General features: G+C 33.0%; 20 protein-coding genes, 1 tRNA gene and 2 pseudogenes. 13 read left to right on the forward strand and 10 right to left on the reverse strand.

Features of this window, described 5'->3' with window-relative positions; genetic code table 11:
- Positions 1–226: pseudogene (locus tag ACK5ON_RS06420) on the forward strand (single-stranded-DNA-specific exonuclease RecJ); the annotation flags it as partial.
- 63 nt (positions 227–289) lie between these two features.
- Here the strand turns inward: ACK5ON_RS06420 and ACK5ON_RS06425 are convergent.
- From ACK5ON_RS06425 to ACK5ON_RS06435, 3 genes are all read right to left on the reverse strand, one after another.
- Positions 290–1,045 carry a UDP-2,3-diacylglucosamine diphosphatase gene (locus ACK5ON_RS06425; protein WP_409820938.1) on the reverse strand — a complete coding sequence of 252 codons (756 nt, stop codon included), beginning with the start codon at positions 1,043–1,045 and terminating at the stop codon, positions 290–292.
- A gap of 50 nt (positions 1,046–1,095) precedes the next feature.
- Positions 1,096–1,545, reverse strand: a complete 450-nt coding sequence (locus tag ACK5ON_RS06430) for a 6-pyruvoyl trahydropterin synthase family protein (protein WP_396173141.1) — start codon at positions 1,543–1,545, stop codon at positions 1,096–1,098.
- Between the two features lie 213 nt (positions 1,546–1,758).
- A complete protein-coding gene (locus ACK5ON_RS06435; protein WP_409820941.1) occupies positions 1,759–2,589 on the reverse strand; it encodes an Omp28-related outer membrane protein in 831 nt (276 codons plus the stop codon).
- Positions 2,590–2,689: 100 nt separating this feature from the next.
- Between ACK5ON_RS06435 and ACK5ON_RS06440 the strand changes: the two genes are divergently transcribed.
- The 3 genes from ACK5ON_RS06440 to ACK5ON_RS06450 are packed head-to-tail and all read left to right on the forward strand — an operon-like array spanning position 2,690 to position 5,927.
- Positions 2,690–3,169 (forward strand): TlpA family protein disulfide reductase, encoded by a 480-nt coding sequence (locus tag ACK5ON_RS06440; RefSeq protein WP_409820944.1) that lies wholly within the window; start codon positions 2,690–2,692, stop codon positions 3,167–3,169.
- Positions 3,170–4,846 carry a DUF6029 family protein gene (locus ACK5ON_RS06445; protein ID WP_409820946.1) on the forward strand — a complete coding sequence of 559 codons (1,677 nt, stop codon included), beginning with the start codon at positions 3,170–3,172 and terminating at the stop codon, positions 4,844–4,846.
- Positions 4,847–4,856: 10 nt separating this feature from the next.
- Positions 4,857–5,927 carry a hypothetical protein gene (locus ACK5ON_RS06450; protein WP_396173147.1) on the forward strand — a complete coding sequence of 357 codons (1,071 nt, stop codon included), beginning with the start codon at positions 4,857–4,859 and terminating at the stop codon, positions 5,925–5,927.
- A gap of 50 nt (positions 5,928–5,977) precedes the next feature.
- On the opposite strand, the gene ACK5ON_RS06455 is transcribed toward ACK5ON_RS06450, so the two are convergent.
- On the reverse strand, positions 5,978–6,712 hold the full coding sequence (locus ACK5ON_RS06455) for a T9SS type A sorting domain-containing protein (RefSeq protein WP_396173149.1): 735 nt from the start codon (positions 6,710–6,712) through the stop codon (positions 5,978–5,980).
- Between the two features lie 61 nt (positions 6,713–6,773).
- Positions 6,774–8,489 (reverse strand): Omp28-related outer membrane protein, encoded by a 1,716-nt coding sequence (locus ACK5ON_RS06460; protein ID WP_409820949.1) that lies wholly within the window; start codon positions 8,487–8,489, stop codon positions 6,774–6,776.
- Positions 8,490–8,660: 171 nt separating this feature from the next.
- Here ACK5ON_RS06460 and ACK5ON_RS06465 point away from each other — a divergent pair.
- A tRNA-Ala gene (locus ACK5ON_RS06465) sits at positions 8,661–8,737 on the forward strand.
- 115 nt (positions 8,738–8,852) lie between these two features.
- Here the strand turns inward: ACK5ON_RS06465 and ACK5ON_RS06470 are convergent.
- Positions 8,853–9,425 (reverse strand): DUF3109 family protein, encoded by a 573-nt coding sequence (locus tag ACK5ON_RS06470; protein WP_409820968.1) that lies wholly within the window; start codon positions 9,423–9,425, stop codon positions 8,853–8,855.
- Positions 9,426–9,592: 167 nt separating this feature from the next.
- Here ACK5ON_RS06470 and ACK5ON_RS06475 point away from each other — a divergent pair, with 167 nt between their 5' ends.
- Both ACK5ON_RS06475 and ACK5ON_RS06480 read left to right on the forward strand, forming a co-directional pair.
- On the forward strand, positions 9,593–9,790 hold the full coding sequence (locus ACK5ON_RS06475) for a hypothetical protein (RefSeq protein WP_409820952.1): 198 nt from the start codon (positions 9,593–9,595) through the stop codon (positions 9,788–9,790).
- Positions 9,791–9,793: 3 nt separating this feature from the next.
- Positions 9,794–10,402 carry an FAD-dependent oxidoreductase gene (locus ACK5ON_RS06480; protein WP_409820955.1) on the forward strand — a complete coding sequence of 203 codons (609 nt, stop codon included), beginning with the start codon at positions 9,794–9,796 and terminating at the stop codon, positions 10,400–10,402.
- A gap of 2 nt (positions 10,403–10,404) precedes the next feature.
- On the opposite strand, the gene ACK5ON_RS06485 is transcribed toward ACK5ON_RS06480, so the two are convergent.
- The 3 genes from ACK5ON_RS06485 to ACK5ON_RS06495 form a co-directional block, all read right to left on the reverse strand.
- Positions 10,405–11,973: a S41 family peptidase gene (locus tag ACK5ON_RS06485; protein ID WP_409820958.1), complete on the reverse strand. Its 1,569-nt coding sequence runs from the start codon at positions 11,971–11,973 to the stop codon at positions 10,405–10,407.
- A 23-nt stretch (positions 11,974–11,996) separates the two neighbouring features.
- Positions 11,997–12,425: a deoxycytidylate deaminase gene (locus tag ACK5ON_RS06490; RefSeq protein WP_396173157.1), complete on the reverse strand. Its 429-nt coding sequence runs from the start codon at positions 12,423–12,425 to the stop codon at positions 11,997–11,999.
- 150 nt (positions 12,426–12,575) lie between these two features.
- On the reverse strand, positions 12,576–13,169 hold the full coding sequence (locus tag ACK5ON_RS06495; RefSeq protein ID WP_396173221.1) for a HupE/UreJ family protein: 594 nt from the start codon (positions 13,167–13,169) through the stop codon (positions 12,576–12,578).
- Between the two features lie 149 nt (positions 13,170–13,318).
- On the opposite strand from ACK5ON_RS06495, the gene ACK5ON_RS06500 reads away from it, so the two are divergent.
- Positions 13,319–13,750 carry a TerB family tellurite resistance protein gene (locus ACK5ON_RS06500; RefSeq protein WP_396173159.1) on the forward strand — a complete coding sequence of 144 codons (432 nt, stop codon included), beginning with the start codon at positions 13,319–13,321 and terminating at the stop codon, positions 13,748–13,750.
- A gap of 22 nt (positions 13,751–13,772) precedes the next feature.
- Here the strand turns inward: ACK5ON_RS06500 and fbp are convergent, their stop codons facing one another.
- Positions 13,773–14,780 carry a class 1 fructose-bisphosphatase gene (gene fbp, locus ACK5ON_RS06505; RefSeq protein ID WP_396173161.1) on the reverse strand — a complete coding sequence of 336 codons (1,008 nt, stop codon included), beginning with the start codon at positions 14,778–14,780 and terminating at the stop codon, positions 13,773–13,775.
- 107 nt (positions 14,781–14,887) lie between these two features.
- On the opposite strand from fbp, the gene ACK5ON_RS06510 reads away from it, so the two are divergent.
- The 5 genes and pseudogenes from ACK5ON_RS06510 to ACK5ON_RS06530 all read left to right on the forward strand — a co-directional run.
- Positions 14,888–15,364 (forward strand): GNAT family N-acetyltransferase, encoded by a 477-nt coding sequence (locus ACK5ON_RS06510; protein ID WP_396173163.1) that lies wholly within the window; start codon positions 14,888–14,890, stop codon positions 15,362–15,364.
- A 69-nt stretch (positions 15,365–15,433) separates the two neighbouring features.
- Positions 15,434–16,687 (forward strand): aspartate kinase, encoded by a 1,254-nt coding sequence (locus tag ACK5ON_RS06515; RefSeq protein ID WP_396173165.1) that lies wholly within the window; start codon positions 15,434–15,436, stop codon positions 16,685–16,687.
- Positions 16,688–16,749: 62 nt separating this feature from the next.
- Entirely contained in the window at positions 16,750–20,148 is a 3,399-nt protein-coding gene (locus tag ACK5ON_RS06520) for a hypothetical protein (RefSeq protein ID WP_409820963.1), read from the forward strand.
- Between the two features lie 66 nt (positions 20,149–20,214).
- Positions 20,215–20,679, forward strand: coding sequence for a hypothetical protein (locus ACK5ON_RS06525; RefSeq protein ID WP_409820966.1), 465 nt, complete (start codon positions 20,215–20,217; stop codon positions 20,677–20,679).
- A gap of 345 nt (positions 20,680–21,024) precedes the next feature.
- Positions 21,025–21,891, forward strand: a pseudogene (locus tag ACK5ON_RS06530) (ribonucleotide-diphosphate reductase subunit beta); the annotation flags it as partial.
- Positions 21,892–21,970 lie beyond the last annotated feature (79 nt).

The following is a 21,970-nucleotide window of genomic DNA, read 5'->3' on the forward strand; positions in this document are numbered from 1 at the left end:
TGGTTATGCTAAAGGAATTGGTCAAAACGAAGAACATTTGAAGCTTTTTGTCAAACAGTCCCGAAGCTTCGGGAGTAGCGAAGGTTTTGGTGCTATTGGTTTTGGACTGGGAAATAAATTGGAACTAACCAAAAACCAAAATCCTTTTGAAGCAGTATATTGTATTGACGAAAATGAATTTAACGGAAATGTGACAGTGCAATTACGATTGAAAGATTTGAGGTGATTTTCACTCTAAACTCTAACAGAGTTTCGAACTCTGTTAGAGTTGAAAATTCAAAATATATGATTATTTATACTCCTTCAACTCAAAACTTTCCCCATCAAAAACACCATAAGTAAAATAGCCAATCCAATCGCCAAGGTTAACGTATTGAGCGTTTTCGCCAACGGATAGCATCATCGGTAGATGACGATGACCAAAAATGAGGTAATTATAATGTTTGGTTTCGAGTTTTCGTTTGGAGTAAAGAACCAACCATTCGTTTTCCTCACCCAAAAATTTCACATCGGCTTCGCCAGAAATTAGTTTGTTTTTTACGGATAAGTATTGCGCCAATTTCACGCCCAAATCAGGATGTAACCAACGGAAAATCCATTTAGAAAACGGATTGGTAAACACTTTTTTCATGTGTTTGTAGCCATTGTCTCCTGGTCCTTTTCCATCGCCATGACCAATTAAAAAAGTCTTGTTATTAAAAGTATATTCTTGATTGTCGTGGTAGACAGGAATATTCAATTCTTTTTCAAAATAATCCGACATCCACAAATCATGGTTACCAACAAAGAAATAGATGGGAATACCGCTATCGCGAATTTCGGCTAGCTTACCTAGAACTCTCACAAAACCTTTGGGAACTACCGTTTTGTATTCAAACCAAAAATCGAACAACTCGCCCAAAAGGAAAATACATTCGGCATCCTGCTTTACTTCATCCAACCAAGCTACAAATTTTTGTTCACGAGGAAAACTGGCTTCAGCAGTGGGTGCACCAAAGTGTTGGTCAGAAGCAAAGTATATTTTTTTGTTGGGTGAAATTGTCATTTAAAATTATTGATTAATAAAAGCACTTCGACTGCGCTCAGTGAGACAGTTTAGTTATCCGAAGCAAACCACTCGGCAAACGAAGTTTCGGTTTCTTGCAATTTTAAAGAATGTAATTGAATATCAGCAGGCAATCGATTATTAATTTTTTGCGCAAAGTCAATTACCATATTTTCACTTGTGGGTTGGTAATCTACTAAAATCACATGATGTCCCCGATTTTTTAATTCGGCAGCCAGTTCAACATGTGGTGTATTTTTATTGAAAACAGTAGCATGATCAAACAAGTCTACAATTTCTTCTCTCACAATTTTCTTCAAATCAGAAAAGTCAATCACCATCCCAAACTTCACATTTGTATTATCCGAAATTGGTTTGCCAATCACAGTAACCGATAATTTATAGCTGTGCCCGTGCACGTTTTTGCATTTGCCGTCATAGCCATAAAGTGCGTGTCCGGTTTCAAAAGAAAATTGTTTTGTAATTCTAATGTTACTCATTTAAGATAATTTAACGCTGTAAATTTACTAAAATATTACAATAAGTCGTTTTCTCTTTTTTTTGGCTTGGCTATTTAGGGAATAAGCAACTGTAATTACGATTACTAAAGGTTATGAAAAAGAAAAAATGATGAATATAAATCATTTATATTCATCATGTAGTAATAAATAAGGATGCCTTTTCGCAACTTTATTTATAAGTATAAAATTTAATTATGGGTTTTCTTCAAATTCTTGATTCTCATTTGCGTGTGATGCTCGTGCGTTTATAGCTATATTATCTTCGCCTACAAGAAAAGCTACGAAATTAATATTGTCAGCATTTGCAATATTTGATGGAACTGGAATGGTAAAGTTTTTAGTAAATGAACTTCCAGCAGAAGTATTTCCTGAAATAGTTTCCCCTAGTATGTCAGTCATAGATGCTCTTAAAACATGGTTATGAACATAATTTGTAATTGGGTTAACATTATTATAATAAGTTGTGTAGTTACGTTGGGAATAGACAAGATTATCTTCTAAAAGATACACTATCAACTTTAAGTTTGAGTAGTTTAAGGCAAACTTAACATTTACATCAAGATTAATGTTTCCATTTTCAACGTTAGAATTCATAGCAATCCCTAATCCAGAATTGTTTCCTGTAAGATTTAAAGCTTCTTGAACATTTGTTGGTTCTGGGAAGGTCCAAACAATCATTCTGTTTAATCTAGATACTGGTAAAGCTAATGGACTATTAGGTAAAATTAAGTTTTTTAAAGGTGCAATTCCTGCAAAATGAAATGGATCATTACCATTGTGAATAGCAACCGTTACAGCTTTGTCACTTTGCTCTTTGACTTGATCAATGGCATAAGAAACTCTGGTACAATTCCCACACCATGTTCCTGTATAATCTTCTATTAAAACTCTTTTTTTGAAGTAGCCAGATATAGGCGGAGTATCTACACCTCCATCAGGAATATTTTCAACTACATTGGTATCACCACAAGAAACGAAAAGCAAAACAAAAAATAATAAATTTAAATAATATGTTTTTCCCATGTTTATTTATTTAAAAATGAATATAATATTGCAAAAAAATAAAAAAAATTTCATATTCAATAACATTATTCATTTATTTGTGAAAATTATATATTAAACCATGAAATTATTTATTGTTAGCCTATTTTTTATAGGATTAAATTTAAACGCTCAAACTAATTTACCCGATGTTTCAATTGCCAATTTAGAGGGAAAAAAAATATCGTTGAAAAATGATTTTTCGGAAAAAGACAAATTATATGTTTACTCTTTTTGGGCTACATGGTGCACGCCTTGCATCAATGAATTAGACGAGATTAATGATTTACAAAAAACATGGGAAAAAGAAGTAAATTTTGATGTAATTGCGGTTTCTATTGATGATGCAAGAACTCAGAAAAGAGTTAAACCATTAACAAATGGGAAAGAATGGGAGTTTATTATTTTGCTAGATTCTAATCAGGATCTAAAAAGAGCACTAACCATAGTTAACATACCTTACACAATAGTTGTTAAAAACAATACGATAGTTCATGTTCAAAATGGGTATGTGCCTGGGAACGAATTAGAATTGTTTGAAAAATTGAAATCTCTTAAATAAATGAAAAAGTTATATAGTTTTATTTTGCTTTTTCTTTTATCTATCTCAGTATTTTCACAAGTTAATGGAAATTTATCAGGAGGATTTGAATCAAACATACAATGGTATTTAAATGATAAAGGGTTAAAAGATGAGTTCAATAATCCAACATCCCATCCAGATGAGCCATTAAGATCAAATAATTATTTGTTTCTTAATTATAATTATAAGAACTGGTCAGCCGGAATTCAAGGGGAAGCTTATGAGCAAAATGCCTTACTAAACTTAAATCCTAAATATAATGGGACTAATGTTGCAACCTATTTTATACAATATAAATCAGAAAAATTGGACATAACAGGAGGTTATTTTTATGAACAGTTTGGTAGCGGATTGTTATTAAGAAGTTGGGAAGATAGAGCATTGGGAATTAATAATGCATTAAGAGGATTAAGAGTAATTTTTAAACCTACCAGTTTTATTACAATTAAATCATTGTATGGACAGCAAAGAACTGGTTTTGATGTAGCTGACAGTAAAATATATGGTACTGATGTTGAGTTTGATTTAAAAACTCTTTTTAAATTTCAAACATCAGATTTAACACTTGGTTTTAATTATGTAGGTCGAGATGAAAAATTAGATCTTCCTGATCAAAAATTTAATGATCTTACTAATGCGTTTGGGGGAAGAGTAAACTTCTCTCACAACTCTTACTACATTTCTTTTGAGATGAATTATAAAGCAGAAGATGCTGTTGTTCAGATAAATAACCAAGTAAACAACAGATTGGTGAAGCCAGGGTCATCTTTTTTAATAAATACAGGATATTCTAAAAAAGGATTTGGAGTGGATGCCACTTTTAGAAGACTAGAAAATATGAGCTTCTTCTCTGAAAGAGGGGCAAAAGGCAATGAATTTAACGATAAAATAATGAACTTTATTCCTAGCTTAACGAAGCAGCAACACTATAATTTAGCTAATATATATGTTTATCAAGCCCAGCCGGGTGTATTTATAGCGGATAAAGATTTATTGAAAGCTGGAGAAATAGGTGGGCAAATAGATGTGTTCTACGATATAAAAAAAGGAACTACTTTGGGAGGTAAAAATGGAATGAAAATAGCAGTAAATGCCTCAAATTGGAATGCTTTAAGCGGAACTTTTTATATTTTTAATCCACAAGATTATCAAACAGACTTTTTAAAGTTTGGTAAAAAATATTATACCGATTTTAGTATTGAGGTGACTAAAAAATGGAACAATAAATGGCAGTCGGCCTTTAGTTATATCAATCAATATTATAACAAACAGTTAGTCGAAGGAACAGATGGTGTTATTCATACGAATATTGCAGCAGCGGAAGCAACTTATAAGTTTACACCAACAAAATCAATACGTATCGTTGGTGAACACATGTGGGCTGATTACGATAAGAAAAATTGGGCTAGTTCAACGGTTGAGTTTAATGCAAATTCTAAGTATTCTTTTTATATTATGGATTTATATAACTATGGTAACGATTTGGAGTATCAGAGAAATCACTACTATAATATTGGGGGTGCTTACAGAAAAAAAACTACACGAATTGCCCTAAGTTACGGAAGACAACGTGGAGGATTAGTTTGCGTTGGAGGAGTTTGTAGAAATGTTCCAGAAAGTTCAGGAGTTTCTTTGTCATTAAATACATCATTCTAAAAAGTAAGAAATGAAAAGCTTAAAAATTGTTTTAGTATTATTTTTTTACTCTTTTTTATCGTGTAGTAAAGAAGATTATACTGAAATAGAAACGTATCCTGTTGTGTTAGATTTAGCAAAAGTGCCTTATCCAAAACTTTCGGATTACAATTTTTTTAAAGGAAATATAAAAGAACAGAAACCCTCTTACGGTGTCATTCCTTATAAACCAAACAGCGAACTTTTTTCAGATTATGCTTTAAAAAATCGCTTTGTTTGGATGCCAAATGGTGTAAAAGCAACTTTTAACGGCGATGGTAATGTTCTTGAATTACCTGTAGGTGCAGCACTAATTAAAAATTTTTATTATAAAAATGTGCAACCCAATAACACTACTAAAATTATTGAAACTCGAATAATGATCAGAAAATCTACAGGATGGATTTTTGCAAACTATATTTGGAATGATGAACAATCAGATGCCTTACTTACTACTCAAAGTACTGCCAGAGATTTAAGCTGGAAAGACGCTAACAATGTTGTTCATACTTTAAATTACAGAACACCAGAAGTTGATTTTGAATGTTTGCGATGCCATTCTACTTTTAACAATCAAATCATTAATCCGTTAGGCATTAAACCTCAAAACATTAACTACAATTTTAATTATGCGGATGGTTCAAAAAATCAATTGAACAAGCTAATAGAGTTTGGTTATTTAGAAAATAATTTACCCGATCAGATTAATTCAACGGTTGACTTTAATGACACTTCTAAATCACTAGATTTAAGAGTAAGGTCTTATTTTGATGCGAATTGCGCTCATTGTCATGAGAACGGTGGAGAAGCATCTTCACACAACTTGCGTTTTGCGTTTAATGAAACTATAAACCCAGTAAAAATGGGCGTTACTGCTCACGCTGCACATTATTTAGAAGGTTATAACAACGTTACGGTAACTCCAGGCAATGTAAATCTATCTATTTTGCATTACAGAATAAATACAGAAAATGATTTATTGTATATAATGCCACCTTTAACAAGAACAAAAAGACATACTGAAGCAGTACAATTAATTGAAACTTGGATAAATTCGTTATAAAAAAAAGGTTCAATTTATTGTTGAACCTTATTTTATGCTAAAAAATTAAATTATTTTTTGACAATCTTTTTGTTTGATGAATTCCCTTCAGAATTTCTAAAATTGACTAAATAAATTCCAGAACTTAAATTGGAAACATCAATATTTTGAATTCCGTAATCCAAATTAGAATTAACTACTATTTTACCATTCAAATCATAAATACTCATTACGGTGGGTTTTAGTACATCTAAAGTTAATTCGCTATCTACAATTGTTGATTTAATAATTACGCCAGAGTTTTGTAATTGGTTTACATCGTCAATGGATAAATTTGGGTCAAATCTATAAGTTACAGTTATAGAGTTACCAACTTCTGCTCCTCCTTGTGTTGTTTGATTAGTTTGAAAAAATTTAAACACAAAATCCATGGGAAAAGCTCCGCTCCCGTTGTTATAATTTAAAAAATGATCAAAATTACCATTAGCAGCATTTGGAGCTAGAGTAAGTGCCACACTAGGGTAAACTCCACCTAAAGCAACTTCTCCAATACATTCTTGACCAAAACAAAATTGAAAATTTGAACCATTGTTATTAACCAAACTTTGACATCTTGCCCAAACATTTGTAGTTGTAGTACCAGTGTTTCTGACTTTAAATTTAATCTCACTTGGATCACCGGTTACATTACTAGCCAATACAGTACCATTTACTATCGGAGAACCGTCAGAAGGTCTAGTCATAGTAATTTCTTGCGCAAAAGAAAATTGACTGATAAAAAGTGCTAAGAGTATTATTTTTTTCATAATTTAATTTTTTTAAATCTAAAAGTAGCCATGCTTTCTTTCAAAGCATGGCTAAGTTGGATTAGTTTAATATTATTTTTTTAGTTTCTTCTACTCCTGTTTCAGTAACCATTTTGGCTAAATAAACACCAGATTGAAGGTTTGATAAGTTGATAGTTTCATTATTAGTAACATTATTTTTAGAAAAGACAACTTTACCAGCAATGTCACAAACAGTTATACTTAAAGTATTTTCTGTATTTATAGTGATGATTCCATTTGATGGATTTGGGAAAATAGAAATTGGATTTCTAGAAATTTCGGATATATTTAAAGGATTAGCTACACCAAAAGATCTTGCATCAGATGACCCAAACTCACCACCTTCAACACCTGAGATAACAACACCATTAGAAAAAATTCTATACGAACCAATTCCATATGCGCCAACTATACCATCACCATATGAATCAAAAATTGTAAATGTATAACAGTCATTTGGCACATTGATGTTGATGTCAGGTTGTGGATAAGCACCAGAAGCAGCTGAGTCAGCATAAACTGGACTTGAAGCAACAGTTGCACCTGTTGAGTTTTTTAACGTCCATGTAGTTTCTGAACCGTATTGATCTAATGTAATTTTGATTGTTAGATTTGAGGTTGTAGTTTCAGGAGCTTTTATAAAAGCCATTGTACCAGTGTTATTTGTTGTATTGTCATCAGTAGGTAATGAAATATTTAAATTGTTATTCGCTTGTAAACTATAGGTAATAGAAGGTAATGTTAGTGTTGTTTTAGCAAATGAAGATAAATTACCTGTCCAATTGAATACTTGTGGAGTCCCATTATTTATGCTATAAGTAATAGGTAAACTAGTTAGATTATTTTGGCCATTATTTTGAATTTCTACTTTAGGTTGTATAGTATTTACACATTGTTCGGCAATATCCTTTACTTCTTTTATTTTTGCATCATTTGCAATTAAACCAGTATAAGTCGGAACTGTACCGTTACCAGAAATAATTTTCTGTTGTCCTTCAGCAACAAAAGCTACAATTTCAAAATCTCCTAATTCAGCAGGAATGGAGTTATAAGCAGCCGGTATAGTATAAGTATAGGTTCTTGTTACAAGTGTACCAGCAGTGGTTGTAGTATAAGTATCTCCCCATTGTCCTGTGACCATATGAACTAATCTATGTTGGTGAGGATAATTATCACCCAAACCACCACTACTTTGTGGTCCCAATGTGTTGTTTTGTAACAAGGCAACATTTAATCTGTTTGAAGAAACTGGACTGTTTCCAGTGTAATAAGCTTCTACAAATACAGTTAACAATCTTGTGTTAACGTTAATACTTGCAGTTGTTGCCACGTTTACATACGAACTTTGATTGCGGGTTTGGTTTGAAGCATTGGTCCAATTGTTTCTGCCCATTGCAGTTCCTGTAGCACCATTTTGAGATAAACCAGCAAATGCAGTTCGGTTTACTGTTCCCGCTGGGTAGCCAGTTAATCCTGATTGATTAGCAATAGCTGTTCCAAATGATGTTCTAAAATCGGGTTGACCGGCAGCTGGTGTTGAAAATCCACCAACATGTATATTAATTAAGAATACATCAGCAGGATTTGCATTTTTAATGGCGTTAGCAATAGTGTGACCTGCGGGACAAAACTGACAATTAATGCCTGTAAACTCCTCTAAGATTACTTTCTTGTTTTGTGGTGTAGTACTTACAATTGTTTGAGAATAGGAGCTAAAAGCTGCAAAAAATAATAAAAGTAGTAATTTTTTTTTCATTGGTTATTGGTTTTTAGACAGTTAAAATTTTATTTTGAAGTGCAAGTATACTTAATTTTTTTCTAAATAAATAAAAACTTAATTGCTTTTTTTGAAATGGGAAGATAATTTTTAATCATCTATTTTTTTATAAAAAATAAATTATTATTTGTTTTATCTTTGCCAATATTTGGGGATGTAGCTCAGCTGGTTAGAGTGCTTGCCTGGCAGGCAAGAAGTCGTGGGTTCGAGTCCCATCTTCTCCACCAAAAAAGCCTTCTCGTTTATTGTAATGAGAGGGCTTTTTTATTTGATTGAAGAATGATGATTAACGATTTTTGATTTTAGAATAGAAATTTTTTCTGCAATCTAAAATCGCAAATCTTATTTCCCACTTTTTAAATCCTCGGCAACTTTTTCTAATTCCACATACCAATCTTCCCCAAATTTTCTAATTAAAGCTTCTTTTACAAATTTGTAAACGGGAACTTCCAGTTCTTTTCCCAAGGAACAGCCAGGATTGCAAATATCCCAACGGTCATAATTAACAGCGGCAAATTCTGAAAATTCTTTCACGCGAATTGGGTATAAATGACAAGAAACAGGTTTTTTCCAGTTGATTATTCCTTGATTGTAAGCTTGTTCAATGCCACAAAGTGCTGTTTTCCCATCAAAAATAACATAAGCGCAATCTTTGTTGTCTATCAATGGTGTTTCTAAATCTTGATCAGTACCCACAACCCAAGTGCCTAATCTTTCTATGGCCTCAACACCTTCTTTGCGTAGAAAGGGTTTTACTTTGGGATAGATTTCCTCCAGAATTTTTGTTTCTTCTTTGCTCAAAGGAGCACCAGCATCGCCATCTACACAACAAGCACCATGACAAGCCGAAAGATTACAAACAAAATCTTTTTCGAGGATGTCTTCAGAAACTATGGTTTTGCCTAGTTGAAACATGAATTTTTTTAGTTTATGGATAATAATTTCTGTTGCAAAAATAGCCATTTTAGATTTGGAATTTTGAGTTTCTGTTCTTGAATAGTTGTTAAAAAAGTTACTACTAATGTTAAAGGATTTTTTTCATAACTGTAAAAATTACTATTTTTACAGTATAAATTTTAATCATGAAAATTTTCACCTATATCCTTATTGTTCTTGCTATTGCACTGATAATACTAAATGTTTTTCTTCTTGATTTCAACAAACCATTCAAAGGCAATAGTATGATTGCTCTTATTGGGATAGTAGCTTCTTTTTGCGCGGTTTTAATTCTACTGATTTTTAGAATGTCTAAAAAAATTGAGGAGAAACTAAAAAACTAATCCATGTTTGATGTTTTGATTATTGGTGGCGGCGTTTCAGGAATGTCTTGTGCTTTGGTTTTAGGTTCGGCACAACATAAACCTTTTGCTTCTGATAAAAAAATTGGAATTGTCACGCATCAAAAAGCATCTTCACTTCAAGACGCACTTTTTAATAATGCTTATGGAATTCCTGTTGGTAAATTGGGTGCTGATTTATTAACAGAAAGTGTTAATCAGTTGCAACAATTGTATCCTCATGTTATTCAAATTCCCAACGAAAAAGTGATGAAAATTGAAGCCGAAGCCGAAGATTTTGCTATTATTACCAATAAGAATTCTTATCAATCAAAAATAGTTGTCATCAGCATAGGCGCTGCAAATCCTTTTACTATTGAAGGGTTAGAAGAATTTGTCCTACCACATCAAAAAGTAATTGCAGAGAAAAACAGAATCCAACTCAGCAATATTGACCACAAAGTTACCGATGGAATCTATGTTACTGGAACTTTGGCTGGTTGGCGAAGCCAACTGGCAATAGCAGCTGGAAGTGGTGCTGCAGTTGCAACGGATATTCTAACATTATGGAATGATGGAATTCATGTGCAAGTGCATGATAGTGTTAGGAAATAAAGTTATTTCGACACAGCTTCCAACATCGTATCATCTTTCAAAAGAATACGATAGTATTGGCTTTCACCAAAAAGTTGTCGGGCAAATTCTGCGGTGAGGTATTTTTTTACTAAAGGGTTATTGTTTGACAAAGTCATGTCTAAACCCGAGTCTTTTAAGTAGCTCTCAAACTTTGAAACAGAAGTTTCGTCTTGCTGCATTTTGGTTAAGAACGCTTGAAAATTTACACCTTTAAAAGCGTTACGATTATTGTCCAATTGTTCAAAAACAAAATGACTAACCAAACCAGAATTTAAAATATAAGCCAAACTTTCTTCTCCTTTTTTTACTTCCAAAGGAACAAAAATATCAGGAACGATTCCCCCACCGCCATAAACAATTCGGCCTTTTTTCGTTTTGAATTTGAGCGAGTCAGCTACTTTTATTTTGTCTTTGGCATATAATTCTCCGCTTTCAAAACGGATGTCAAAATCGTGACTGTATGCTTCTCCTTCGCCTTTCACATAAGGTTTTTGAATGGAACGACCGCTTGGCGTATAATACCTGGAAGTAGTTAACCGAACTGCAGAACCATCATCAAAATCCATCTCCCGTTGTATTAATCCTTTCCCAAAAGAACGTCGCCCAATAATTGTTCCTCTATCATTATCCTGAATAGCGCCAGCCAATATTTCACTTGCCGATGCTGAATTTTCATCTATCAAAACAAAAACTCGTCCTGTTTCAAAAATACCTTCTGTGGTGGCGAAGGTTTTTGTTATAGTTCCTTTTCTGTTTTTGGTGAAAACGATTAGTTCTTTGTCTTTTAATAATTCGTCGGCAATTTCTACTGCTTTTTCCAAATATCCTCCGCCATTATCACGCAAATCAATGACTAAAGTAGACATGCCTTGTTTTTTTAATTGTTCCAATGCCAAATGGAATTCATCATACGTATTTTCGGCAAACCGATTGATTTTAATGTAACCCGAGGTTTTGTTTAGCATCAAATAAGTATCAACACTTTTTATTGGAACAACTTCGCGAACAACAGGGATTTTTAGTTTTTTGTTAGTGCTTTTTCTATAAATAGTTAGCAAAACATTCGAACCTTCTTCTCCTTTTAACTTGGTGTATAAACTATCTGTTGGTAGTTTTCTTCCAAAAAGTTTGGATTTATCAGCATATAAAATTCTATCGCCTGCAATAATTCCTGCTTTTGCTGCTGGACCATTTTCAAGAGGTTTTACAACGGTAACAGTATCATTATACATAAAAAAATTCACGCCTATTCCCACAAAATCACCTTTCATCATTTCCGCTTCGGTGGATTGCTCATTGGGTGGAATATAAACGGAATGTGGATCGAGATTAGCCAAAATGCTGCTCACTGTTAAATCTACAATAGAATCAGAATTGACATCATCAACATATTCTTCATTTATAAAATCAATGAGTCGTTCAATTTTAATTTTACGAGCATTTTGTTTAGAAATTTTTCTTTCCGGAAAATTCAACATACCACCAATAATTACTCCTAGCGCTACGCAGGAAAATAACAATATTGGCAAGTAGTTGTTCTTTGATTTCATTTATGCTGAATTTAGTTCAGTATCTATTCTAAAGTTTCAATTTGATGTACTTCGACACCAGCTTTTAGAAGAAAATCAAGACCAGAAGTATCACGATAACCCTGTTGATACACAACGCGTTTAATCCCTGATTGATGAATGAGTTTGCTGCATTCTTTGCAAGGTGAAAGTGTAATATATAAGGTTGCATTTTCACAAGTTTGGGTGGAGCGTGCTACTTTTGAAATCGCATTGGCTTCTGCATGAAGTACATACCACTGTGTTAATCCTTCTTCGTCTTCGCAGCAGTTTTCAAAACCCGATGGTGTTCCGTTGTAACCATCGGAAATGATCATACGGTCGCGAACAATGATGGCACCAACTTGTTTTCGTTTGCAATAGGATAATTTGCTCCATTCGGCAGCAATTCGTAGGTAAGCGGTGTCGTATTTTTTTTGTTTTGCTTCTTTCATTTTATTCTAAAATTCTTTCAGTTTCTTTTTTTGTTTCAAGGTTACTGATTCTCAAATGATGTTTCTTTTAGCCTCTCGTCTTGTTTTTGAAAGAGACGAGACAGGAATATGGATAGCAAATATACCTAAACCATTCGCTCCAAATAAAAATTATTTATACCAAATTTCATTTTGAATAATAATGGGGATTATCACTCCAACAGTAAAAGCTGAAATAATTAAAATCCAATCTCGCTTGGAGAATTTGAATAAATTTTGGACTATATATGCTAAAAGTAAAGAAACAATGACTACCACTATTTGTGCTACTTCTATTCCGAGGGCAAACTCGAAAAGCGGTAATAGTTTATCAGTAGGTTTTCCTGAAAGGATGCTGTTGAAATAGTTTGAAAATCCTAATCCGTGAATGATACCAAAGAAAAGAGTGATAATGCTAATAACAATACTATTCTCTTTTTTGCTCGATTTCCCAGCAATAATAATGTTGTACAAGGCAGCGATGAGAATAGTTATAGGGATCAAAAATTCAACAAACGAGGGTTTGATGGACAGTATATTAAAAACGGAAAGGAATAGCGCTAGTGTATGTCCTAGTGTGAAAACGGATACTAAAATTAGTATTTTTTTCCATGATTTAAATTCATATGGAACAGTCAACGCAAGAAGAAATAAAATGTGGTCGTAGGCAAAAACACTAAGTACATGCTTTAACCCGATAGTGAAGTATATCCAGAAATCTGACATGGTGATTTGGTTATTTTGGAACGTAAACATACAATTTATTTTGTTTTACATTCATAATTTCTTCCTAAAATAGATATAAAAAATTTTCACAAATCATTTTCAAAAAAAAGGAAATTGGCTTACCTTTGTGGTATAAAACCAATAACATTATGTCAATTTCAGATTTGTTTGATAACGAGTTTAAAAGTAGAAATAAAAGTCATTTTTCGGCCATTGTTCGTGTTGCCACTGCTGATGGAGATATGACAGAGGAAGAAAAGGAATTTTTAGATAAGTTAGCCATACGTTTGGAAATTTCTCCAGCAGAATATGAAGAGATTTTAGAAAATCCTTCAAAATATCCAATCAATCCCCCTTATTTACACTCTCAACGTTTGGAGCGTTTGTATGATTTGTCAAGAATGGTTTATGCTGATCATGTACTCGGGCCAAAACAAAAACACATTTTAATCAAGTTTGCTTTGGCATTAGGGTTTACGCCAGGGAATGTTCCTTTTATTGTTGATAAAGCACTATCATTATTAGTTATGAATGTGGATTTAGATACTTTTGTTTATGAAATGACAAACATGAATAAATAAAAAACAGATACATTCGGTTTGTTTAGCAATACTTTGCCATGAATTCTTCAGCTTTTTTTACCATATTGTAACTTCCGCAAAAGAATGGAACGCGTTGGTGTAGCTCTGTGGGCTGAATTTCCATAATTCTTCCAAAACCATCGGTTGCTTTTCCGCCAGCTTGTTCTGTGATGAAAGCCATTGGATTACACTCATATAGTAAACGTAGTTTTCCTTTTGGCGATTTGGAACTTGTTGGATAGATGTAAATTCCGCCTTTAATCATATTTCTGTGAATATCAGAAACCAAACTTCCGATGTATCTTGATGTGTAAGGTCTGTCTTCTTCTTCCAATTGGCAATACTTCAAATAATCTTTTACGCCTTGAGGGAAATGAACATAATTTCCTTCGTTAATGGAATAAATGTTTCCATCTTTGGAAAATTGCATATTGGGATGTGAAAGATAAAAAGTACCAATGGCAGGATTTAAAGTAAATCCATTCACACCGTGACCTGTTGTATATACAAGCATAGTTGAGGTTCCATAAATGACATAACCCGCAGCTACTTGCTGTGTCCCGGGTTGTAAAAAATCTTCTAAAGTAACTGGAGTTCCAATAGGTGTAATTCTTCTAAATACTGAAAAAATAGTTCCAACTGAAACATTCACATCAATATTGGATGAACCATCCAACGGATCCATTAAAACCACATATTTATTATTATGTCCCTCGTCTAATCCTTGAACTGTAATGAAATCATCACTTTCTTCTGAAGCAATTCCACAAACGATTTCACGATTAATCAAGGTTTGAATAAAAATAGTATTAGCATAAACGTCCAATTTTTGTTGGTCTTCACCCTGTATGTTTTGTTCGCCAGCAGCACCAACAATATCGACTAAACCCGCTTTGTTTACTTTGTAATTAACCACTTTGGCAGCCAAGCGAATGGAGTTGATAATTTTGGATAATTCTCCCGATGAATACTGATGTGCTTTCTGATTTTCGATGATAAATTCACCTAAGGTTTTGTTGCGTTCTTCCATTACGAAATCGTTGTAGTTGTGGTTGCAAATATCGTTAAATTTGTCAAAGAAAAAATGTATTTCTAGAAGAAATTATTAATTGTATTTTTGTTTCAAATTTTTCCTAAATGATTATCCGAAAAGGCGAAAAAAAAGACATGAAAGCAGTGCTTGAACTCATTCAAGAATTGGCAACTTTCGAAAAAGAACCCGATGCTGTCGTTGTCACTGTTGCCGATTTAGAACGCGATGGTTTTGGAGACAATCCTTTGTTCTATAGTTTTGTAGCAGAATTTGATGGAGATGTTGTTGGGGTTGCCTTATATTATTTCCGTTATTCCACTTGGAAAGGAAGAACCATTCATTTGGAGGATTTAATTGTGAAAGAAAAAATGCGAGGTTCGGGATTGGGATTTGCATTGTTTGCTGAAATTATCGCTCAAGCCAAGAGAGATAAAGTTCGTAGAATTGAATGGAATGTTCTGGATTGGAACACACCAGCGATTGATTTTTATATAAAATCAGGTGCAAAAGTCTTGGACGATTGGCGTGTTGTTCACATGGATGAAAACGGAATAAATGAATTTTTAAAAAATAAATCTTAATACTTACTACTCAAATATTAATACTTAAAAAATCTTAATACTTAATACTCAAATCGTAATACTTAATAAATGAGAATATTCAAATTTGGTGGCGCTTCTGTAAAAGATGCTAATGGAATTAAAAATGTGCTTAGTGTTTTAGAAAAAGTAGGTCATGAAGACACACTTCTAGTAATTTCTGCCATGGGAAAAACCACGAATGCTTTGGAAATCGTAATCAAAAATTACTTTGATAAATCGCCTGAGTTGCATTCTTCATTACAAGAGGTTAGAAAGTACCACAATCAAATTTTACTTGACCTTTTTGATGACGAAGAGCACGATGTATATTTTGCAGTAAAAAGTCATTTTGCCGATTTAGAGTATTTCATTCGAAGTAATAAATCGCCTAATTACAACTTTGTGTATGATCAAATTGTGAGTTATGGGGAAATAGTTTCCACCACAATCGTAAGTCATTATTTCAATCATGCTGGCTTGAAAAACAATTGGATTGACGTTCGAAACTTCATCAAAACCAATAACAATTACAGAGATGCTGATGTTGATTGGGAAAGAACTCAACAGTTTATTTCAAAAGGAATTAATAAAAAAGCACTTTCTATTACTCAAGGATTTTTGGGATCGGATGACAATAATTTTACCACAACCTTAGGGCGTGAAGGGTCGGATTATACCGCAGCCATTTTTGCCTATTGTTTGAATGCTGAAAGCGTAACGATTTGGAAAGATGTGCCAGGCGTTATGAATGCTGATCCGAGATTTTTTGAAAATGCGATGTTGCTTAACCAAATTTCCTATCGCGAAGCAATTGAGTTAGCATTTTATGGCGCTACCGTTATTCACCCAAAAACGTTGCAACCATTACAGAAAAAGGAAATCCCCTTGTTTGTAAAATCGTTTATCAATCCATTGTTGCCAGGAACAAGCGTTTCTAAAGGAAAAGATTTAGAGCCACAAACCCCATGTTTTATTATTAAACGAGACCTGTTATTACTCTCGTTATCGTCAATCGATTTTTCATTTATCATGGAAGAAAACATCAGTGAAATTTTCGCCTTGTTTCACCAGTATAAAATGAAAGTGAGTTTAATTCAAAACTCGGCGATAAGTTTTTCAGTTTGTATTGAAGATAAATTTGGAAAATTTAACGAGTTGAAAAACATTTTGTCCAAAAAATTTAAAGTCTTTTACAACGAAAATGTATCTTTATACACCATCAGACATTTTACTGCAGCAGCTGCCGAAATTGTAGAAAAAGATAAAACGGTTTTATTGAAACAAATTTCTAGAGAAACAATGCAAGTGGTTACAAAGGAGTAAATTAGTCTTGCATTTAATACTATAATTATACACAAAACAGCTTTTTTGCGTTTTTATTATGTATGCTAAAAAAACTTTTTTTACTCTTTGTATTCTTTGCAATTTCTAAGCTCTCGGCTCAGGAAATCAAATCGCTTTATCAAACAAAAAAAGTGGTCGTTTCAAAGGATACCATAACGCTAGAAAAAGTAAGTATCAGTCCAAGTTTTTTTAAACTAGTAACTTCTGAAGGAAAAGAAGTTGATTCTACTTTTTATAAAGTAGATTTCAAAACAGGAAAACTTCTTTTCAAAAACGGGTTTACTGCCAATGACAGTATTACCATTCGCTATTTTAAATACCCCGAACAGTTAACCAAAACCTACAGCATTTACGACCAAGACAAAGTAGTTCCTAATGAAGCCGGAAATCTCTATAAAGTAAATCGGTCTGTAAAAAAGTTTGTTCCCTTTGACGGATTGATTACTTCGGGAAGTATTTCGCGTGGCGTTACTATTGGGAATAATCAAAATGCTACGGTGAGTTCCAATCTCGATTTGCAAATCACAGGGAAAATATCGGATAAAGTTTCGCTTCGTGCCTCTATTCAAGATAGTAATATTCCGCTTCAAGATGGAGGATATTCCCAAAAACTGGATGAATTTGACCAAATCTTTATCGAACTTTTTACGGATAAGTGGAACATCCGTGCAGGAGATTTATTTCTGGAAAATCGACAATCACGATTTTTAAATTTCAACAAGAAAGTACAAGGACTTTCAACTCGATTTTCCTACGGTGGCGAAGAGAACAAGACCGAAATTTTTGCTGCGGCAGCTTTAGTTCGTGGGCAATATGCCAAAAGTTCGTTTACTGGACAAGAAGGAAATCAAGGGCCATATAAATTGCGTGGGAACAATGGCGAATTGTTCGTGTTGGTAATTTCGGGTTCAGAAAGAGTTTATGTTAATGGAATTTTACGCCAGCGCGGAGATAATAATGATTACATTATTGATTACAATGCTGGAGAAATCACTTTTACGTCACTTTTTCCCATTACTTCCGAAATGAGAATCGTGATTGAATACCAATATTCCGATAGAAATTATACTCGTTTTGTTTCTTATGGCGGCGTCAATCACGAAGCAAAAACGTGGAGTTTAGGGGGCTATTTGTATTCTGAAAATGATGTAAAAAACCAACCATTACAGCAAAATTTATCAGCGGAACAAATCGAAATTCTAAAAAATGCTGGTGATGATATTAATTTAATGAATGCACCATCGGCCTATTTGGACACCTATTCTGATAACAAGATTTTGTATAAAAAAGTAATTATTAATGGTGTTGAAGTTTTTGAACAATCCAACAATCCTAATGATATACTATATAATGTTACCTTTTCTTTGGTAGGGAATAATCTTGGAAATTATATAGTGTTGAACTCTTCAGCTATTGGAAAAATTTACCAATATGTCCAACCTCTAAATGGTATACCACAGGGAAATTACGAACCCATTACACGATTGGTTGCGCCAACAAAAATTCAAATTGCTACCGTTTTAGGAAAATACAATCCTAGTGAAAAAACATTGATTGATTTTGAACTAGGTGTGAGTAATAATGATTTGAATTTATTTTCATCCATTAATGATAATAATAATAAAGGTGTTGCGGGAAAGTTAAACTTCAAACAGCGATTATTTACCAAAAAATGGCAAGTAAATGCTTTTGGAAATTATCAATACGTACAGGAAAATTTCAAAACCATTGAACGTTTATTCAATATTGAATTTAATCGGGATTGGAACCTAACCACTTTTGAAGGCAATCAAAGTTTGCTAGTCACAGGTTTGGATTTCACATTGCCCGAGAAAGGGAAGTTGCGATACCAGTTTGAAAAGTTGGATTTTTCCAAAAGTTTTTCTGGAAATCGTCACTTTATCAATGGTTTGTTTGTGCTTAAAAACTGGAACATTGTACAAAATTCTAGCATCTTGAATAGTGATGGTAATTATTCGGAGACCAAATTTTTGAGAAATGAAAGTCAAGTGAAGTATCATTTCAAGAAAAACTGGATTGGAAGCAGTTTGCGATTGGAAGATAATAAAGAAAAATTGGTTGCCACCAATCAATTATCAGCTCTGAGCCAGAAATTTACAGAATATGGAGCATTGATTGGTCGAGGTGATAGTACCAAAGTATTTGTAGAATTAGGATTTCTTCATCGTGTCAATGATAGTTTGCAGAACGGATTGTTAAAAAAAGTAAATACTTCTCAATCCTATTACTTGAAATCTAAATTAGTGCAAACCAAAAAAAGCGATTTAACGCTGTTTGTCAATTATAGAAATTTGAAATACGAAGACAATACTCGTCAAGACGAACCCTCATTAAATTCCCGTTTGTTGTATAACGACCAATATTTTAATCAATTAGTGCAAGTTACCACAGCATATGAAAACACCTCTGGAAGTATTGCACAACAAGAGTTTACGTATCTAGAAGTTGAACCAGGGCAAGGAGTTTATACTTGGAATGATTATAATGGTAATGGAATTCAGGAATTAGAAGAATTTGAAGTCGCACCATTTCCCGATCAAGCAAAATATATTCGTGTCTTTTTGCCCAACCAAGTTTTTGTAAAAACACACCAAAATAAATTTTCGCAATCTTTGAATTTAAATCCAATTAGGTGGCAAAGTGCCGCAGGGTTTAAAAAGATTCTATCCTATTTCTACAATCAAACATCCTATTTAGTGGAACGAAAAACAGAACAAAACGGGAATAATTTTTATTTTAATCCGTTCACAGCTTCCGATGAAAATTTATTGGGATTGAATTCCAGTTTTCGAAATAGTTTGTTCTACAATCGTGGAAAACAAAAGCATTCCGTTACCTATACCTTCATTCAAAACCGACTGAAAAGTTTACTTTCTGTAGGTTCACAAGAAACCAAAAACGGCTCACATCAATTACAATACCTTCATTTACTTAAAAAAACTTGGCTCTTTTCTTTGGGTACAAAAACTATCGAGACCAGTTTAGTTTCTGAAAATTATTCGGCACGAAACTTCACCATATTGGGCTATCAATGCAATCCAAAAATCTCTTATTTATTCAATAAAAATGCCAGCTGGGATATTTTTTATGAATACCAAAATAAAGAAAACCAAATTGGAAATTCAGAAAAATTAGTACAAAGTCGATTTGGCACTTCGTTTTCTTATGCCAGCGAAAGTAAAATTACCATGAATGGAGAATTCTCTTTTTATCAAAATAAATTTCAAGGCGATGCTTTGTCGCCAGTAGCTTTCCAAATGCTGGAGGGCTTACAACCTGGTAAAAACATGACTTGGAGACTACTTTTACAAAAGAATTTAACACAGTTTCTAGATATTAATGTTAATTACCAAGGTAGAAAATCAGTGGCAAGCCAAACCATTCATACTGGAAATGTTCAACTTCGAGCGTATTTTTAATTACTTTTAAAATATTCAAATAGTTTTTTCTTTACTTTTATGACTCTAATATTAAAACAAAACATCATGAAAAAACTATTTTTATTTTCACTCCTTTTCGCTTTCGTTTTAAATATGAATGGACAAGAAAAAAAAGGTGAAAAATCAAAAACAACAACTCAAAAATCAACTAAGTCAAAAAAAGAAGCAGAAACAAAAGACAAAAAAGCTAAATCAACAACGGAAAAATCAACAAAGTCAAAAAAAGAATCACAAACAAAAGTTCCTCTAAAAAAAGATGGAACACCAGATAAGAGGTATTCTAATTCAACTAAAGAATCAAAAGTCCCTTTGAAAAAAGATGGAACACCAGACAAAAGGTATACTGCTTCAAAGGAAAAAGAGAAAAAAGAAAAACCATCTAACGAAAAAGCACCAAAAAAGAAAGATAAAGTCACAGGAAAATACAAAGGCAAAACAGTTTATACCGGTCCAAGAGGCGGAGAATATTATATCAATTCCAACGGGAATAAAACATACATAACCGACTAAAATCAGGTTTTACTAGCATTGTTTTAAAAAGTGATTTTTCAATTAGAAAAATCACTTTTTTTTATTCTAAAAATTAAAATTTAACGTGAAGATAAATGTTAAAATTCCATAGAAAGAAAATTCTTAATTCCCTTTGTTTTAGGGGATTTTTAACTTTTAGTTTTTTGTAAACTATTAAAAATCAAGACATTATATTTTTGTAAATTATTATCAAATTTATTCAATTTGTTAAAAACTATAGCCGATTGTGAATAAGTTTGACTTTCTTTTTACGTTTCATTTGATAATCTTTGTAACATACACATTTCAATAAATAACACCTAAAATAATAATTAAAAATTCAAAATGGCTACTATCGAACCAATTCTAAAAGAAAACAAAGATCGCTTTGTAATTTTTCCAATCAAGCATCAAGATATATGGGAATGGTATAAAAAAATGGAAGCTAGTTTTTGGACAGCTGAAGAAATTGATTTGCATCAAGATTTGTCTGATTGGGAAAACAAATTAAATAGCGATGAGAAATATTTCATCAAGCATATTTTGGCATTTTTTGCTGCTTCTGATGGAATTGTCGCCGAGAACATCGCAGAAAGATTTAGCTCAGAAGTTCAGGTACCAGAGGCACGTCACTTTTACGGGTTTTAAATGATGATAGAAAATGTTCACTCGGAAACTTACAGCCTTCTGATAGATAACCTAGTTTAGTGCAAAGAAGAAAAAGATTTTTTGTTTAAAGCAATTGAAAATATACCGAGCGTCAGAAGCAAAGCAAACTGGGCATTTAAGTGGTTTAACACATATTCGTTCGCTGAAAGACTTGTAGCATTTGCTGCAATTGAAGGCATCTTCTTCTCAGGCAGTTTTTGTTCGATATTCTGGTTGAAGAAAAGAGGTTTGATGCCTGGACTAAGTTTCAGTAACGAGTTAATATCTAGAGATGAAGGACTTCATACTGACTTCGCATGCCTACTTTACTCAAAACTTGTCAACAAACTTTCAGTCGAAAGGGTTTAGGAGATCATCTGTGAGGCAGTCGACATTGAAATGTCTTTTGTTACTCAAGCTTTACCAGTGGAACTTATCGGTATGAATTCTACGCAAATGTCTCTATACATAAAATTCGTTGCTGATAGACTTCTGCAAAGCTTAGGATCGCCAAAAGTTTATTTAAATGAAAACCCTTTTGAGTGGATGGAAATGATAAGCCTTTAAGGAAAAACAAATTTTTTTGAGCGAAGGGTTGGGGAGTATTAAAGAGCAGGTAAGCAAGACAAGTTCACACTAGACG

The sequence above is a fragment of the Flavobacterium sp. genome, assembly GCF_046317795.1.
Classification (GTDB): domain Bacteria; phylum Bacteroidota; class Bacteroidia; order Flavobacteriales; family Flavobacteriaceae; genus Flavobacterium.

Excerpts from the sequence above, each read along its gene's own strand:
- ACK5ON_RS06425 (WP_409820938.1), bottom strand. The coding sequence starts at position 1,045 with ATGACAATTTCACCCAACAAAAAAATATACTTTGCTTCTGACCAACAC.
- ACK5ON_RS06430 (WP_396173141.1), bottom strand. The coding sequence starts at position 1,545 with ATGAGTAACATTAGAATTACAAAACAATTTTCTTTTGAAACCGGACAC.
- ACK5ON_RS06435 (WP_409820941.1), bottom strand. The coding sequence starts at position 2,589 with ATGGGAAAAACATATTATTTAAATTTATTATTTTTTGTTTTGCTTTTC.
- ACK5ON_RS06440 (WP_409820944.1), top strand. The coding sequence starts at position 2,690 with ATGAAATTATTTATTGTTAGCCTATTTTTTATAGGATTAAATTTAAAC.
- ACK5ON_RS06445 (WP_409820946.1), top strand. The coding sequence starts at position 3,170 with ATGAAAAAGTTATATAGTTTTATTTTGCTTTTTCTTTTATCTATCTCA.
- ACK5ON_RS06450 (WP_396173147.1), top strand. The coding sequence starts at position 4,857 with ATGAAAAGCTTAAAAATTGTTTTAGTATTATTTTTTTACTCTTTTTTA.
- ACK5ON_RS06455 (WP_396173149.1), bottom strand. The coding sequence starts at position 6,712 with ATGAAAAAAATAATACTCTTAGCACTTTTTATCAGTCAATTTTCTTTT.
- ACK5ON_RS06460 (WP_409820949.1), bottom strand. The coding sequence starts at position 8,489 with ATGAAAAAAAAATTACTACTTTTATTATTTTTTGCAGCTTTTAGCTCC.
- ACK5ON_RS06470 (WP_409820968.1), bottom strand. The coding sequence starts at position 9,425 with ATGTTTCAACTAGGCAAAACCATAGTTTCTGAAGACATCCTCGAAAAA.
- ACK5ON_RS06475 (WP_409820952.1), top strand. The coding sequence starts at position 9,593 with ATGAAAATTTTCACCTATATCCTTATTGTTCTTGCTATTGCACTGATA.
- ACK5ON_RS06480 (WP_409820955.1), top strand. The coding sequence starts at position 9,794 with ATGTTTGATGTTTTGATTATTGGTGGCGGCGTTTCAGGAATGTCTTGT.
- ACK5ON_RS06485 (WP_409820958.1), bottom strand. The coding sequence starts at position 11,973 with ATGAAATCAAAGAACAACTACTTGCCAATATTGTTATTTTCCTGCGTA.
- ACK5ON_RS06490 (WP_396173157.1), bottom strand. The coding sequence starts at position 12,425 with ATGAAAGAAGCAAAACAAAAAAAATACGACACCGCTTACCTACGAATT.
- ACK5ON_RS06495 (WP_396173221.1), bottom strand. The coding sequence starts at position 13,169 with ATGTCAGATTTCTGGATATACTTCACTATCGGGTTAAAGCATGTACTT.
- ACK5ON_RS06500 (WP_396173159.1), top strand. The coding sequence starts at position 13,319 with ATGTCAATTTCAGATTTGTTTGATAACGAGTTTAAAAGTAGAAATAAA.
- fbp (WP_396173161.1), bottom strand. The coding sequence starts at position 14,780 with ATGGAAGAACGCAACAAAACCTTAGGTGAATTTATCATCGAAAATCAG.
- ACK5ON_RS06510 (WP_396173163.1), top strand. The coding sequence starts at position 14,888 with ATGATTATCCGAAAAGGCGAAAAAAAAGACATGAAAGCAGTGCTTGAA.
- ACK5ON_RS06515 (WP_396173165.1), top strand. The coding sequence starts at position 15,434 with ATGAGAATATTCAAATTTGGTGGCGCTTCTGTAAAAGATGCTAATGGA.
- ACK5ON_RS06520 (WP_409820963.1), top strand. The coding sequence starts at position 16,750 with ATGCTAAAAAAACTTTTTTTACTCTTTGTATTCTTTGCAATTTCTAAG.
- ACK5ON_RS06525 (WP_409820966.1), top strand. The coding sequence starts at position 20,215 with ATGAAAAAACTATTTTTATTTTCACTCCTTTTCGCTTTCGTTTTAAAT.